The following is a 13,663-nucleotide window of genomic DNA, read 5'->3' as shown; positions in this document are numbered from 1 at the left end:
TCCTTTTCGTAGAGTTAAGCACAGCGTCTCCACTAATTGGCTAATGGAATTAAGTTTTTTTAACTCACTATTGGAAAAACGAGTTGTAGGCCCTTCCCATTTGTTAATCCCGTAGAGCCTTTCAGAACTCTACGGACAGCATATCGAGACAAAGATCCTGGGCAAATTAGGAGAGTTTGTTTTCTGTGACACAAAACTTTGTATATAAACCCGATTGGAACGGATGCCAATTTCCTTCAAATTGGCAGTAGGGAAAGCGGGACTGAAAATGCCAAATGCTCAGAACCCTTCATTTCCAAATAAATAAGGTTTAATTTTTTTGCTAACTAATGTGCCGGATGTTCTGTTTAATAAGGGTGTTTATTAAAGGCCACCTGGCTCATTGCACTTTTTTCATATAATGCAATACAGTCCTTGTTAAAAACCGGATCGAAATTTACGGCTCCGGGTTGTAAGCTTTCTGGAACATTTGCATGTTGCATGAAAAAATACACTTTGGTATTACCGTATTTAGTATGTGGCATTAAATTACCATAATCTTTCATTTCTTTCCAGATGGAATCTTTAACTGTCACCACGTAAATCCGTTGTATTGGGCCAGTGTTATTGTCATTTCTATACTTAATCACTTCTTTAAAGCCAGCTTTCATATCACTAATCCCTGGCTGATCAAAAACATTTTTAACCATAAAAAAGATCAATACTAAAACTCCTGCAATTAGGAAATAAACAAACGATTTTCGCTTCATGCTTACAATAAAGGCAATATTTTTTCCATAACGGTCAGGCCTTCGTCAATATGCTTTTGCTCAATGCAAAGTGCCGGGCGGAAACGGATGGTTCGCTCACCACAGCCTAAAAACATCACATTGTTTTCCAGCCCCTTGCCAATAAAGGCATTGCGCATTTCTTTTGTCGGGAAATCGAAAGAACATAATAATCCTCTTCCGCGTACATTTGTCATCTGATCAAATTTATGCGCCAGGTTTTCTAATTGATCTTTTAAGTATTTGCCTACTTTTGCTGCGTTCTCACATAGCTGATCCTCTTCCACGATCTGTAAAATCTGGGAAGAACGCACCATGTCCACTAAATTGCCTCCCCATGTTGAGTTAATCCGGCTGGGTACTTTAAATACATTGCTTTCAATTTCGTCTACCTTATTACCAACAAGAATGCCACAAACCTGCATTTTTTTGCCAAAAGCGATAATATCTGGCCGGGCTTTTTCGCTAAAGTGCTGGTGGCACCAGAATCTACCGGTTAACCCCACACCGGTTTGTACTTCATCATAAATCAAAAAAGCATCATTTTCATCGGCCAATGTTTTAAGCTGGATTAAAAACTCTTCCCGCAGATGGTTATCTCCACCTTCTGATTGGATCGGTTCTATAATAATGGCACAGATTTCATCTTTATTTTCTGCAAAGGCTTTTTTAATCTGGGCGAGCGAGGCTTCTTCAGTTGCAATGGCATGATTTAAGTTATCTCCGGAAAGTGGAAAGCTAACTTCCGGAACAGCTACCCTTGGCCAATTGAACTTGGCAAACCATTTTGTTTTATCTGGCAGAGTATTGGTTAAACTCAGTGTGTAACCCGTACGGCCATGAAAAGCCTTTTCGAAGTGCAAAACCTTGAAACCTTTTTCTTCGGTATATCCCTTGGCAAAGTTTTTTTGAACTTTCCAGTCCATGGCAACCTTAATGGCATTTTCTACCGCCAAGCCTCCACCTGCAATAAAAAAAGCATGGGGCAGATAATCAGGAATGCCAATTTTGGAAAATGTTTCCAGGAATTGTGCATACTGCTGGGTGTAAACATCGGAATTCGATGGATTGGCCAGAGCGGCCAGTAAAAGATTCTTTTTAAAAGCTTCATCATCAACCATTTTTGGGTGGTTGTAACCTAAAGGAACGGAAGCAAAACAAGTGAAAAAATCGAGTAAAGTCCTATTGTATTTAGAGTCGTAAATGTAAGCGCCATGGCTTTTTTCCATATCATAGGTCAGGTCGAAACCATCGGCCAAAATGTGTTTACTTAACGATTCGTTAACGCGATCTGCAGGTACTGTTAATTGATACATAAACTTGGTTTTGGTATAATCCAAATTTAGTTAAATGTGCCTAAAATCAAAATTTAAGCACTTTTTCTACACTTTGCCTAAAAAATAGGTTTAAACAGTTTAAAGTATGATTATAGACAAAAACCGATTTTGGACTTCACAGATGTGGAAAACTTTTTCGGTAAAATCGCATTTGAGCAATACATCTTTTACTCTTAAATTGAGAGATATGAATGATATCTTACAATTTGTCAAGAAAATCCAGGTACAGCGGAACACTTTTTTCAACCCATTCTTTTGAAGCATTGTGCTCAATTCCATAATAGGCAAAAAATGGTCTATAATCGGCCTTAACATATTCAAAAGAAAGCTCAAAAGGACGTGTGAGTTCTTCAAGTGGATATTTGTAAATACCTGAAGAACTGAGTTCCTCCTGATCTACACCTAATGAAATGGCCAGTGCAATTTTCTTTCCCGCAACCTTGTAGCCGCTTTTGCTTCCATATGCCCAACCATGCGTAAGGACCTCATCTAGCCACTTTTTAAAAAAGGCCGGGCAGTTAAACCAATAATAAGGGAACTGAAATACTATCTTTTCATATGCTTCGATCAGTTTTTGCTCAGCAGGCACATCAATTTTCTCATCAGGATAAACTTCATGCAATTGATGCACATGGAATTTATCAGGGAATTTACCAAGTTCTTCGATCCACCTTCTGTTAACAACAGAGTTTTGAATATCAGGATGAATGACGATAATGAGTGTTTTCATTTTAGTAGTTTTAAATTATTAACCACAAAAATAAGGTAGCTTACATAGAATATGTATATTGGCTACCAATTGTATGGTACTATAAAAAATGTAAGTAATGTATAAAATCAAGGAAACATCGACTAATTACGCCAATAAACAGGCATTGGCCGAGGAATGTCCAGAGGTTTATGCGGCCAATATTATTGGCGGGCAGTGGGCATTGGTCATCTGTTCCTGGCTAATTAACGGCAAACTCAGATTTGGTGAACTGAAAAAATTGTTACCTAATATTACCGAACGGATGTTGACTCTTCAACTCAGAAAACTGGAAGAGAACAAAATTGTTAAGCGAACGGTTTATGCTGAAGTACCACCACGCGTAGAATACGAACTCACACCGATAGGTTACGAACTTAAAGCCATTATAAAACAACTGGAAAGCTGGGGAGAGAAGCACAAGGCACTGGATTCTGCAAGCCGCTCAAAAATGACCAAAACTCTTAAGTAAGCAGGACTTTCTAAAACTTGTCCTTCATTCCAAAAAGGCCCATCAGGCCGCCGGTATGAATAGCCAATACCTTTTCTTCTTTGCCAATAATGCCTTGTTTTGCTAAATCCCGGATGGCATAAAACATTTTAGCCGTATAAACCGGATCTAAAAGCAGTCCGCTTTTTGCCGTAAAGTTCTTGATGAAACTAATCAGTGCGGGAGTGGTTTTGGCATAGCCACCAAAATGATAATCAAGATGAAGTTTGAGATGAGTAGACACTGGTGTGTATTTTGCAATTTCTTCCTGAATAAAAGAGGCCCCCTTTAACACAGGGATGATATGTAGTTTTGTGTCTAATCCATGCCGCTGAATTCCGCGCAGCAGCCCTGCCGCTGTGGTTCCCGTTCCTGCAGCACAAAAAATGTGATCATAAGGGACTGTTAATTCGTTAATTATCTCTGCACAGCCAATAGTGGCTTCCATAGAGGCGCCTCCCTCATTTACAAAATAAGCCTGTTCATCAGAAGCAAAATTTGAATTAAACAAATTATGCTTATCCCGATAACTTTCACGGTCGGTGAAAATGAGTTTCATCCCAAATAACCGGCAAAGCAATAACGTCTCATTTTTTACTTCTTCCCCACGTACAAAAGCGGTTGATGTAAACCCTGAGCGTGATGCTGCAGCTGCTGTAGCGACCAGGTGATTCGAGTAAGCACCACCGAAAGTAACAAGGTGCGTCTTGCGGTCGGCTTTGGCTTTAGCTAGAATATGTTTGAGTTTACGCCATTTATTGCCCGAAATGTAAGGGTCTATAAGATCATCCCTTTTAACGAACAGGTTTTTTAAAGGTGGAAATGCTATTTTCTGTACCGGGCTATATATTTCTTCAAACACGTGTAAAAATAAAAAACACCTGAAATATTTCAGGTGTTTTTGAACCATTATTATGCCTGTAAGTTTTTTATTTGCCAATGCCTAAACCGATACCGGCATTAACCATGCTGTATTTGGCCTGCGTATAGGAACCGTAAAACTTAAAGAAACCAAACTTTAGCTGAAAGCCTAAACTTGCTCTTACGCCATTGATATCCCTTTGATTTACAGCAATCGGGTCGGTGTAGTTTACTGATTGGTCATCACCGGTATCAAAAGAGTAGGTACCCAAAGCCTTTAAATCTGTATTCGACGTTTGATACCCGACACTTGCAAATGGCGTAAAGAATAGAATTTGTTTCGATACGATGGCGTCAAAATTTACACCATTGAACTTGGCATCAATGCGTTGGTCTGAATTTGCGTTATTATTAATATTCAACGGCAAATTATATTTGTATTGGGTAAATCCTCCTGCTACAGCAATATCAACCGGGATTAATTTCTCTGTAGTCGAACCCATAAAAAGTGGCAGCAATTCTACTTTTGCACCAAAGCCGATCATTGATAAATTACCCAAATCATTTCCTAATTTAATCTTTGGCATTGCCCGTAAGGTAATGTCAATATTTTTGGGTAGCCCCAAAGTAGCCTGTAATTGTACCGCAGGTACAACGTGAAAGCCTAAACCTTTTGGAAGATTGAAAAATGAGTTTGTTTTATTTCCGTTACTGGTATAGATCTGCATCTTTCCGCCAACCTCGTCATTGCCAAAAGCAGTCGGCCCTATAGACGACGCACCAACTGCCGGCCTGATATTGTTCAGGCCCAGCGTATTTACATCATAGCTGCGGGCTGATTGTGGCACAAAGGCGCCGGAAACCGAAAAGCGGGCATCGAATTTTAACAAACCTTTAGATTTTGCGGTATTACTCCAGCCATCCGTTAAGCCAATGCCCAAACCTTTGTATAAGGGATCGAAATAAGCATTGATTAATTTAGTCGCATCGGCGGGACCAGACTTAAAAAGGTCTCCAACATTCTGTTGTGCATTAGCCTTTTGAGCCGTAATCAATAACATTAAGGCACACATCGCCTTTAAGGTGTAGTGTTTTTTCATAGAGGAAGATTTAAAAGATTTTCATTGTTAGTAAATATAATGCTGTTTTTGCGAAAACTGCAATCATTAAAAAAATCTTGAAGTTAAAAGTTTATTTTTGCGCCATGGAAAATGTGGCTGGATTGCAGGAATCAGAAGAACAGGAATTATACGAACATTTAAAAATTATTGTGGATAAAGGGCAGTCGTTACTGCGTATCGATAAATTTTTGATGGTACGTGTAGAAAATGCCTCGAGAAACCGTATTCAAAATGCAATTGATGCAGGAAACGTACTGGTTAACCAGAAACAGATAAAGGCCAGTTATAAAGTTAAGCCTTTTGATGAAATATCTATCGTTTTACCTCATCCGCCACGAGATACAGAAGTTTATCCCGAAGATATTCCACTGGATATTATTTACGAGGATGGTGATTTACTCGTGGTAAACAAGCCTGCCGGGATGGTTGTACATCCTGGTTTCAATAATTATACCGGAACATTGGTTAATGCTTTGGCATTCCATTTTGAGCAACTCCCTCAGCTACCCGGAAATGACGGCCGCCCGGGCCTGGTGCACCGCATTGATAAAGATACTTCAGGCTTACTGTTGATCAGTAAAAATGAAAAGTCGATTACACACCTTGCGCGCCAGTTTTTCGATCACAGCATTACCCGTAAATATATTGCGTTGGTTTGGGGCGATATTGAAAATGATGGTACCGTTACAGGTTATATTGGCCGTAGTGTAAAGGATCGCCGTGTAATGGATATTTACGATGATGAAGAAAAAGGCAAATGGTCTGTAACGCATTATAAAGTACTAAAGCGGTTGGGATATGTTACTTTGATCAGTTGCGAACTCGAAACTGGTCGTACGCACCAGATCAGGGCTCACATGCAACACATTGGTCATCCCTTGTTCAACGATGCCATGTATGGTGGTGATAAGATTTTAAAAGGTACTACGTTTAATAAATACAAACAGTTTGTAGATAATTGTTTTGAATTGCTGCCCCGTCAGGCCCTGCATGCGCAAAGTTTGGGTTTTATCCATCCCACTACTAAAGAGTACATGTATTTCGAATCGCCGTTACCACCCGATTTTAAAGCCGGATTAACCAAATGGGAAAATTATATCGCAACATCATAAAATATGCTTCAAGAGTACCTCTTATTTAATGATGAATTTCAGGCGGTTGATGCCCCAATTTTGACAGCGGCTAACCGAAGTTTCAAATTTGGCGATGGATTGTTTGAAAGTATGCGCATGATCAATAATAAGCTGCAATTTGCGGACTTACATGCTGATCGGTTAAGTGCTGGCATGAAAGCACTAAAAATAGACGGACATGCTTTGATGGACGATTATTTTCTGCGCCAGAAAACAGCTGATTTGACAAAAAGGAACAAATGGAACGGCAATGTTCGGTTCCGACTTTCTGTTTACAGGGGAGGGGCTGGAGTATACACACCTGAAATTAATAAAGCTGGTTATATTCTGGAGGGTATTCCGCTAAAAGCCTCTACATACGAGTTAAACAGCAAAGGCTTGATCATTGATGTTTTTGACGAAATGACCAAACCAGTTAATAAACTCTCGAATTTTAAAACAGCTAATGCACTGCTTTATGTTATGGCCGGGCTTTTTAAAAGTCAGCACCGCCTGGATGAGGCCATGATCCTGAATCAATATGGTTTTCTTTGCGAAAGCATCAGTGCAAATGTTTTTGTGGTGTACAACAAACAGATTTATACACCAGCCCTTGCCGAAGGTTGCATCAGCGGCATAATGCGTACAGCTATTATGCAGTTGTGCAAAATGAACGATATGCCTTTGATTGAGGCGCAGATCAATCCGGAAATCTTAAAAGAAGCTGAAGAAGTTTTTATTACCAATGCTACGCAAGGCATACAATGGGTAATGGGCTATGGTAGGAAACGTTATTTTAACGAGGTTTCGAAGTTTTTGTCGGAGAAGCTGAACGCCATTTAGTTATAAGTTCATTAGTCATTGATTTATTTGTGTTTGGTTGTTTATTTACTGAAGCACTCATTACTTTTTTGGAAAGCAAAGCTTGTGGTGCTTCGGTTCCGCTAGTTCCGCCCTTTGCTTAATCCCGATAAAATTTCCTTCAGGATAAACAGTTCCTAATCGGGATAACGCTGTCGGTCGGGTTTATTTGACTTTGGACCATGCACAGATTGCGCCACCTAAACCCGATCAAAGCGGGATGCCAATTCCTTCAAATTGGCAGAAGCGGGAGCGGGGCTGTATTAACGTAAAAGCTACTGTTACTGCTTTCCAAAAAGAATAATGAACTAAGGTCTTCATGCACAGGTTTATCCCACTTCTTTTTTAGAAAGCAATGTTTGTGGTGCTTCGGTTCCGCTAGTCCCGCCTTTTGCTTAATCCCGATAAAATTTCCTTCAGGATAAACAGTTCCTAATCGGGATAACGCTGCCCGTTGCAGGCGGATGATCGAAGTATGATTTCTTAAATAAAAAATCTAGCTTTATTTAAAAGATCCTTCATTGCATTCAGGATGACATGTAATATAAGTTATTCGACTCCAGACTGATGACTTCGGACTAAAGACTTTAGACTAAGGACTACCTACAACCGTATTCCTCTTAAAAAATCTTCTATCGGCATGCGTTTTTTGCCCTCATACTGAATATTCAATAGTTTGATAAAACCATCTTTAGCGGCGAATTTTAAAAAAGTTTTGCCGTCGGTTAAAAAGCCTCCGGCAACAATACCTGGTTCTTTATGCTCTATTTCGGCCTTAAATATTTTTAAGGTTTTATCATTTAAAAAAGTAAAGGCGGTAGGATATGGGCTTAACCCGCGGATTAAGTTATATATCATTTGTACCGGGTTGTTCCAGTCGATTTTGCAATCTTCTTTAAAAATTTTCGGCGCATGTTTTAAGTTGCCACTTTGTGGCTGCGGTTGTTCGCTAACCTCACCGGCCTCAATGGCTTTAAGCGTTTTTACTAATAGGTTAGCACCAATGTGCATCAGTTTATCATGCAGGTCGCCAGCGGTTTCGTTATCAGCGATTGGGGTACTTTCGCTTAGGATAATATTGCCGGTATCAATTTCATGTGTGAGGAAAAAAGTGGTTACGCCACTCTCTTTTTCTCCATTTATGATGGCGTGGTTTATTGGAGCCGCACCCCGGTATTGCGGTAAGAGCGATCCATGAAGATTAATGGTTCCTTTTGGCGGCATATTCCATACCACTTCTGGTAACATTCTAAAAGCCACCACTACCTGTAAATCTGCCTGATATGATTTGAGTTGCTCAATAAATTCAGGATTTTTTAATTTTTCGGGTTGCAGAACAGGAATCCCTTTTTCTACCGCGTATTTTTTTACCGCACTTTCACTTAGTTTCTGCCCACGCCCTGCAGGCTTGTCTGGCGCAGTAACCACTGCAACCACATCAAAATTGGCTTGTACCAAGGCATCTAAAGAGGCTACCGCAAAATCGGGCGTACCCATAAAAACTATTTTCATATGAAAGTGTTGTGTTTCTGAAATAACGTGGTCATCCACGTTTAGTTTTGCAAAATAACTAAAAATAAACCCATACTTATAGCCAAAAAATGGTACAAGGTAAAGATGTTGTAAAAGCGAGCGGATTGGTATATGTAACTGATGCCATGCCTGGTATTTACCGTAAAGGAAAACCAGGAAAATTTTATTATGTAGATAAAGACGGTAATAAAGTTACAGATGACAAACACCTGGACCGTATTAAAACGCTGGTTATTCCGCCAGCATGGCAAAATGTATGGATTGCCAATAAACCCAATGCTTATTTACAGGTGACGGGAATTGATGCTGCGGGACGAAAACAATACAAGTACCATGCAAAATGGACCAGCCGACGTGCGGAGGATAAATATTTCCGCCTGCTTGAGTTTGGGAAATCTCTGCCAAAAGCCAGGAAAAATCTACAGAAAGACCTCCGCCGCAAAGATTTCGACGAACGGAAGGTACTGGCTATTTCGGTAGATGTACTTCAAAAAACATTAATCAGGGTAGGAAATGAAAGCTACAAACAGCTGTATGGATCTTTTGGCCTTACCACCCTACGTGATAAGCATGTAAAAATAAACGGAAGTAAAATTACCATGGATTTTGTGGGAAAAAAAGGCGTGCAGCAAAAACTGGAACTTAACGATCGTTCGCTGGCAAAACTCGTTAAAAAATGCCGTGATATTCCTGGTCAGGAGCTTTTTCAGTTTTATACACCTGATGGCGAACATAAAAGCATCGATTCCGGTAAAATAAATGCCTATATTAAAGAAATTACAGGCGATGATTTCACGGCGAAAGATTTCAGAACCTGGGGAGGTACCCTCGAAGCCCTTCGGCAGTTTGCCCAATGCCAGGTGAATGAAAATGCAGGTTTAAATAGTAAAAAACAAATTGTTGCCGTTTTAGATTGTGTAGCCAAAAAATTAGGTAACACCCGGGCGGTATGTAAAAGCTCTTACGTTTATCCGCTTTTGCTTACGGCTTACGAGAATAATCAGCTTGAAAAATACCTTAAAAAAATGAATAACCATGCACTTAAAGGAAAGGTGAGTTTAGAGCATAATGAAAAGGTGTTATTATCTTTTTTAAAATCTGGTAGCAAGTAAAAAAGCAACTATATTTGTCTTTTATCCCAATTATGCAAACTAATCTCGCCGATAAAGCCAATATTTTTAATACGCTTATAGAGGAGTCTCCAATGCCCATTGCGCTTTATACCGGAGAAAATATGATTATAGAGGTAGCCAACAAGGCTATGCTTAAAGCCTGGGGAAGAGACGCATCTGTAATAGGTCAAGAATTGGCTCTTGCGCTGCCGGAGTTGAAAGATCAACCCTTTCTTGATATTCTTAAACAGGTAAGAAGTACCGGCATGCCTTATGAAGCTAAAGAAGACAAGGCCGTGCTATTAAATGATAATGTACTCCAAACTTTTTATTTCGATTTTACTTATAAACCGCTGCTTGATTCAGATGGTAATGTATGGGGTATTTTAAATAATGCTACAGATGTGACCGAATTAGTAAATGCAAAGTTTAAAGTAGAGCAGAGTGAAGCCTTGTTAAGGCAGATGATTTACGATGCGCCTGTGGCTATTGGAATTTTAAAAGGCAGAGACCTGATTATAGAAGATGCCAATGATGATCTGTTAAAGATATGGAGGAAAAGTAAAGCTGTAATCGGTTTAAAACTTTTAGATGGATTGCCTGAAATTGCCAACCAGCCTTTTCCAGAATTGTTACAGCAGGTTTACAACAGCGGTGTTGCTCACTATGGCTACGAAACGAAAGCCCGATTGGAGCATAACGGGGTTGAAGATGATTTTTATTTCAACTTTGTTTACGATCCAATATTTGGTCAGGATGGAGAGGTTACCGGCATTATGGTAGTCGCTAACGAAATTACCTTACAGGTTGTATCAAAAATGGAGGCTGCTAAAAGCGAAGAACGCTTTCGCAACTTTATGTATGATATACCGATGGCCACGGCCTACTATGAAACAGAAAACATGGTAATCAGCCTTGCGAACGATGAAATGCTCCGGTTTTGGGGAAAGGATAAAAGCGTAATCGGTAAAACCGTTGCTGAGGCCATACCTGAATTAAACTTACAGCCATCAGTTGAAACTTTGAAAAAGGTATATCAAACAGGAATAAGTTACCATGCTGATCAGGAAGAATTCCTGGTGATTATTGATGGTAAAGAACAAAAGCGCTGGTTCAGCTTTACCTATAAACCGATAAAAGATGCTAATGGGCAAGTGTATGCCATTATCCACGCTGCAACGGATGTGACAAAGCTAGTGCAGCTGCAACAGCAAAAAGATGAATTTTTAGGGATCGCCAGTCATGAGTTAAAAACACCCGTAACCAGTATCAAAGCGTATGCCCAGGTGCTTGAACGCATGATCAGGAGTGAGGGAGACGAAAAAAAGGCGACAATGGTACGTAAAATGGACCAGCAGCTGAACCGGTTAACGGGCCTGATCGGCGATTTACTTGATGTAACCAAAATTCAATCCGGTAAAATGACTTTCAACCCAATTGAATTTGATTTTGATGCTGTTGTTGAAGATATTGTAGATGAAATGCAGCATATCAGTTCAAAACATAAGATCATTTGTAACCTGGAAAGTAATGCCATCGTTTTCGCTGATAAAGAACGCATTGGACAGGTTATTACTAATTTTTTATCTAATGCAATTAAATACTCCACCGATGCCGATGAAATAGATGTTGCTACCTATAGCCAAAACGGTGAAGTAATATTAAGTGTCAGGGATTATGGTATTGGTATTTCAGAGGATTTGCAACACCTGGTTTTCGACCAGTTTTACCGTGTAGATGGTAACTTGCAACATACCTACCCGGGTTTGGGCTTAGGCCTTTACATCTCAGCTGAAATTATAAAAAGTGAGGGCGGCAGGATTTGGGTAGAAAGCACTGCTGGAGAGGGTGCCACTTTTTTCTTTGCTTTAAAAATAAAATAATCGTTCAGCTCATACCATCAGATGGAGTCTGAACGATAATTTATGCTTTAGGTGCTTTCTTGATCGGCTGTACCGGTTGCTCTTCGTTTTCGCGGTGTTTAGCGGGATTATTGGTGCGAACCGGCTTGTTGGGGGTGCTGTCGTTTTCGTGTCTGACGGTTTTATGGTCAACAGGCTCCCTTCCTTTAGGCACCTCTTTCTCGTAATTGCTTCCTGGTTTATCGCTTTTAACTTTTGGACCGCTCATGTTATAATGATTGAATGAATGAATTTTGAATGATTGAATAAAGAAAATCTTTATCCCTTTAAATCATAACAAATCAGAATACGTTAAGTTTAAAATCTTCTAAAATTTATCATTTTTTCATTCTCTCACGCCCTCATTCAATCATTCTCACATTAATTATAAAGCAAGTATTTCTTACGCATGGTTTTATACGCACTTAAGCCTGGTTCCCAGCTGGCTCTGATCTCTGCTTCACTCTTACCGTCAATTATCTGCTGCCTGAAATCAGCTACGCCCACCAGTCTTTCAATAACGCCCATTTCTTTACTCAGTTTGGTATTAAAAAAATCATCTTTTTTGGGCGATGCCTGATACAATGAAATTAACCATGATAAATTAATCTGTTTGGCTTTGCGCAGTTCGGCTGTGTCGTAAGTTCTTAAATCTAAGCCATAACAAACCTGATCTTGAAATAATGGTGTTTCTGCCATCCCCTTTATGCTTTTTGGGGTAAAACTGAAATCGAATTTACCTTTTAGGTAAGGCGCCCCAACAATAGTAAAAGGAAACATGGTTCCACGGCCATGATTTAGGTAAGTTCCCTCAAATAAACAGGTAGATGGATAAAGTAAAATAGATTGCTGCGTGTTTAAGTTAGGAGAGGGCTTAACCGGTAAAGTATATTCCATGTTATGATCGTAATTGGCATTTTTGATAATGGTAATTTTGCATTTCACCTTATCTTTCAACCAGCCTTCGCCATTTAACATCTGTGCATATTCTCCAACTGTTAAACCATGCGCAATAGGTATAAGTTGTATGCCAATGCCCGACTTAAATTTAGGATCTAAAATCGGTCCGTCGATTAAATAACCGTTTGGATTTGGTCGGTCTAAAATCAGTAAAGGCTTATGGTTTACGGCACAGGCTTCCATCACATGCTGCAAAGTGTTGATATAGGTGTAAAAACGCACACCTACATCCTGAATATCGAAAACCATAATATCAATATCAGTTAAATCTTCAGCTGTAGGCGTACTATGTTTGCCATAAAGGGAGACGGCTTTTATTCCTGTTTTAGTGTCAATATCATCATTAACACTCACACCAGCGCTGGCATTGCCTCTAAAACCATGTTCAGGACCAAATATCTTCTGGATTTTTACTCCTCTTTTCAAAAGGCTATCAACTGATGTTTGCGTACCAATAACAGAGGTCGGATTAACCACCATGCCAACACGTTTACCCTTTAACAACGGCAGATATTTTTCGGTTTGCTCTGCACCGGTTTTAATGGCTGTTGGTAACTTTGCTGTCTTAATCATCAGTTTTTTGTTTTCAGGGCTATTCTTGCCTAAAACCTCTTGCTCCTGCGGTTTGGGCTGCCCACATGCAGATAAAGCAATTAAACTGGTTAACGTAAAGCTGATGTATTTTTTCATTTTAGTGTATTCTGGATATTATAATAAAACAATTTACAGCATATTTTAATTATGCTATTGGCGTTTTCTTTTTAAAAGTTAACGATTGATATTTAAAGTTGGTTATTTATTTTCGAAAATGCCATTTTTAAAAAGGAATTGAGCATTTTTGTTAATACAAACCGATTAAA

Annotated in this window: 13 protein-coding genes; 5 read left to right on the top strand and 8 right to left on the bottom strand. The window is 39.4% G+C overall.

Annotation, left to right across the window (positions count from 1 at the left end; genetic code table 11):
• Positions 1 to 347: 347 nt before the first annotated feature.
• From BM107_RS16270 to BM107_RS16260, 3 genes are all read right to left on the bottom strand, one after another.
• Positions 348 to 749 carry a hypothetical protein gene (locus tag BM107_RS16270; RefSeq protein WP_090985225.1) on the bottom strand — a complete coding sequence of 134 codons (402 nt, stop codon included), beginning with the start codon at positions 747 to 749 and terminating at the stop codon, positions 348 to 350.
• A 2-nt stretch (positions 750 to 751) separates the two neighbouring features.
• Positions 752 to 2,083: an L-lysine 6-transaminase gene (gene lat, locus BM107_RS16265; protein WP_090985349.1), complete on the bottom strand. Its 1,332-nt coding sequence runs from the start codon at positions 2,081 to 2,083 to the stop codon at positions 752 to 754.
• A gap of 220 nt (positions 2,084 to 2,303) precedes the next feature.
• The gene (locus tag BM107_RS16260; RefSeq protein ID WP_090985223.1) at positions 2,304 to 2,834 is read right to left on the bottom strand and encodes an NAD(P)H-dependent oxidoreductase; all 531 of its coding nucleotides are present in this window, start codon (positions 2,832 to 2,834) and stop codon (positions 2,304 to 2,306) included.
• Between the two features lie 97 nt (positions 2,835 to 2,931).
• On the opposite strand from BM107_RS16260, the gene BM107_RS16255 reads away from it, so the two are divergent.
• Positions 2,932 to 3,324 (top strand): winged helix-turn-helix transcriptional regulator, encoded by a 393-nt coding sequence (locus BM107_RS16255; protein ID WP_090985221.1) that lies wholly within the window; start codon positions 2,932 to 2,934, stop codon positions 3,322 to 3,324.
• 10 nt (positions 3,325 to 3,334) lie between these two features.
• Here BM107_RS16255 and BM107_RS16250 read toward each other — a convergent pair whose 3' ends face one another.
• Together BM107_RS16250 and BM107_RS16245 are read right to left on the bottom strand one after the other, a co-directional pair.
• Positions 3,335 to 4,252: a 1-aminocyclopropane-1-carboxylate deaminase/D-cysteine desulfhydrase gene (locus BM107_RS16250; protein WP_244278837.1), complete on the bottom strand. Its 918-nt coding sequence runs from the start codon at positions 4,250 to 4,252 to the stop codon at positions 3,335 to 3,337.
• Positions 4,253 to 4,271: 19 nt separating this feature from the next.
• Positions 4,272 to 5,303, bottom strand: a complete 1,032-nt coding sequence (locus BM107_RS16245) for a DUF6588 family protein (protein WP_090985219.1) — start codon at positions 5,301 to 5,303, stop codon at positions 4,272 to 4,274.
• 104 nt (positions 5,304 to 5,407) lie between these two features.
• Here BM107_RS16245 and BM107_RS16240 point away from each other — a divergent pair, with 104 nt between their 5' ends.
• Together BM107_RS16240 and BM107_RS16235 are read left to right on the top strand one after the other, a co-directional pair.
• Positions 5,408 to 6,436 carry an RluA family pseudouridine synthase gene (locus tag BM107_RS16240; protein WP_090985218.1) on the top strand — a complete coding sequence of 343 codons (1,029 nt, stop codon included), beginning with the start codon at positions 5,408 to 5,410 and terminating at the stop codon, positions 6,434 to 6,436.
• Between the two features lie 3 nt (positions 6,437 to 6,439).
• The gene (locus BM107_RS16235; protein WP_090985216.1) at positions 6,440 to 7,279 is read left to right on the top strand and encodes an aminotransferase class IV; all 840 of its coding nucleotides are present in this window, start codon (positions 6,440 to 6,442) and stop codon (positions 7,277 to 7,279) included.
• A gap of 621 nt (positions 7,280 to 7,900) precedes the next feature.
• Here the strand turns inward: BM107_RS16235 and fmt are convergent.
• Positions 7,901 to 8,809, bottom strand: coding sequence for a methionyl-tRNA formyltransferase (gene fmt / locus BM107_RS16230; protein ID WP_090985215.1), 909 nt, complete (start codon positions 8,807 to 8,809; stop codon positions 7,901 to 7,903).
• An 89-nt stretch (positions 8,810 to 8,898) separates the two neighbouring features.
• Here fmt and BM107_RS16225 point away from each other — a divergent pair, with 89 nt between their 5' ends.
• Together BM107_RS16225 and BM107_RS16220 are read left to right on the top strand one after the other, a co-directional pair.
• Positions 8,899 to 9,942, top strand: a complete 1,044-nt coding sequence (locus BM107_RS16225; protein WP_090985213.1) for a DNA topoisomerase IB — start codon at positions 8,899 to 8,901, stop codon at positions 9,940 to 9,942.
• 32 nt (positions 9,943 to 9,974) lie between these two features.
• On the top strand, positions 9,975 to 11,825 hold the full coding sequence (locus tag BM107_RS16220) for a PAS domain-containing sensor histidine kinase (protein WP_090985211.1): 1,851 nt from the start codon (positions 9,975 to 9,977) through the stop codon (positions 11,823 to 11,825).
• 40 nt (positions 11,826 to 11,865) lie between these two features.
• Here the strand turns inward: BM107_RS16220 and BM107_RS16215 are convergent, their stop codons facing one another.
• Both BM107_RS16215 and BM107_RS16210 read right to left on the bottom strand, forming a co-directional pair.
• Entirely contained in the window at positions 11,866 to 12,072 is a 207-nt protein-coding gene (locus BM107_RS16215; RefSeq protein ID WP_090985209.1) for a hypothetical protein, read from the bottom strand.
• Between the two features lie 152 nt (positions 12,073 to 12,224).
• Complete coding sequence (locus BM107_RS16210) at positions 12,225 to 13,493, bottom strand: exo-beta-N-acetylmuramidase NamZ family protein (RefSeq protein ID WP_090985208.1); 1,269 nt, start codon at positions 13,491 to 13,493, stop codon at positions 12,225 to 12,227.
• Positions 13,494 to 13,663: the final 170 nt, after the last annotated feature.

Source organism: Pedobacter suwonensis, from assembly GCF_900111825.1.
Classification (GTDB): Bacteria; Bacteroidota; Bacteroidia; order Sphingobacteriales; family Sphingobacteriaceae; genus Pedobacter; species Pedobacter suwonensis.
This window is presented reverse-complemented; position numbering and strand designations above follow the sequence as displayed.

Coding starts and splice junctions, on each gene's coding strand:
- BM107_RS16270 (WP_090985225.1), bottom strand. CDS start 749: ATGAAGCGAAAATCGTTTGTTTATTTCCTAATTGCAGGAGTTTTAGTA.
- lat (WP_090985349.1), bottom strand. CDS start 2,083: ATGTATCAATTAACAGTACCTGCAGATCGCGTTAACGAATCGTTAAGT.
- BM107_RS16260 (WP_090985223.1), bottom strand. CDS start 2,834: ATGAAAACACTCATTATCGTCATTCATCCTGATATTCAAAACTCTGTT.
- BM107_RS16255 (WP_090985221.1), top strand. CDS start 2,932: ATGTATAAAATCAAGGAAACATCGACTAATTACGCCAATAAACAGGCA.
- BM107_RS16250 (WP_244278837.1), bottom strand. CDS start 4,252: ATGGTTCAAAAACACCTGAAATATTTCAGGTGTTTTTTATTTTTACAC.
- BM107_RS16245 (WP_090985219.1), bottom strand. CDS start 5,303: ATGAAAAAACACTACACCTTAAAGGCGATGTGTGCCTTAATGTTATTG.
- BM107_RS16240 (WP_090985218.1), top strand. CDS start 5,408: ATGGAAAATGTGGCTGGATTGCAGGAATCAGAAGAACAGGAATTATAC.
- BM107_RS16235 (WP_090985216.1), top strand. CDS start 6,440: ATGCTTCAAGAGTACCTCTTATTTAATGATGAATTTCAGGCGGTTGAT.
- fmt (WP_090985215.1), bottom strand. CDS start 8,809: ATGAAAATAGTTTTTATGGGTACGCCCGATTTTGCGGTAGCCTCTTTA.
- BM107_RS16225 (WP_090985213.1), top strand. CDS start 8,899: ATGGTACAAGGTAAAGATGTTGTAAAAGCGAGCGGATTGGTATATGTA.
- BM107_RS16220 (WP_090985211.1), top strand. CDS start 9,975: ATGCAAACTAATCTCGCCGATAAAGCCAATATTTTTAATACGCTTATA.
- BM107_RS16215 (WP_090985209.1), bottom strand. CDS start 12,072: ATGAGCGGTCCAAAAGTTAAAAGCGATAAACCAGGAAGCAATTACGAG.
- BM107_RS16210 (WP_090985208.1), bottom strand. CDS start 13,493: ATGAAAAAATACATCAGCTTTACGTTAACCAGTTTAATTGCTTTATCT.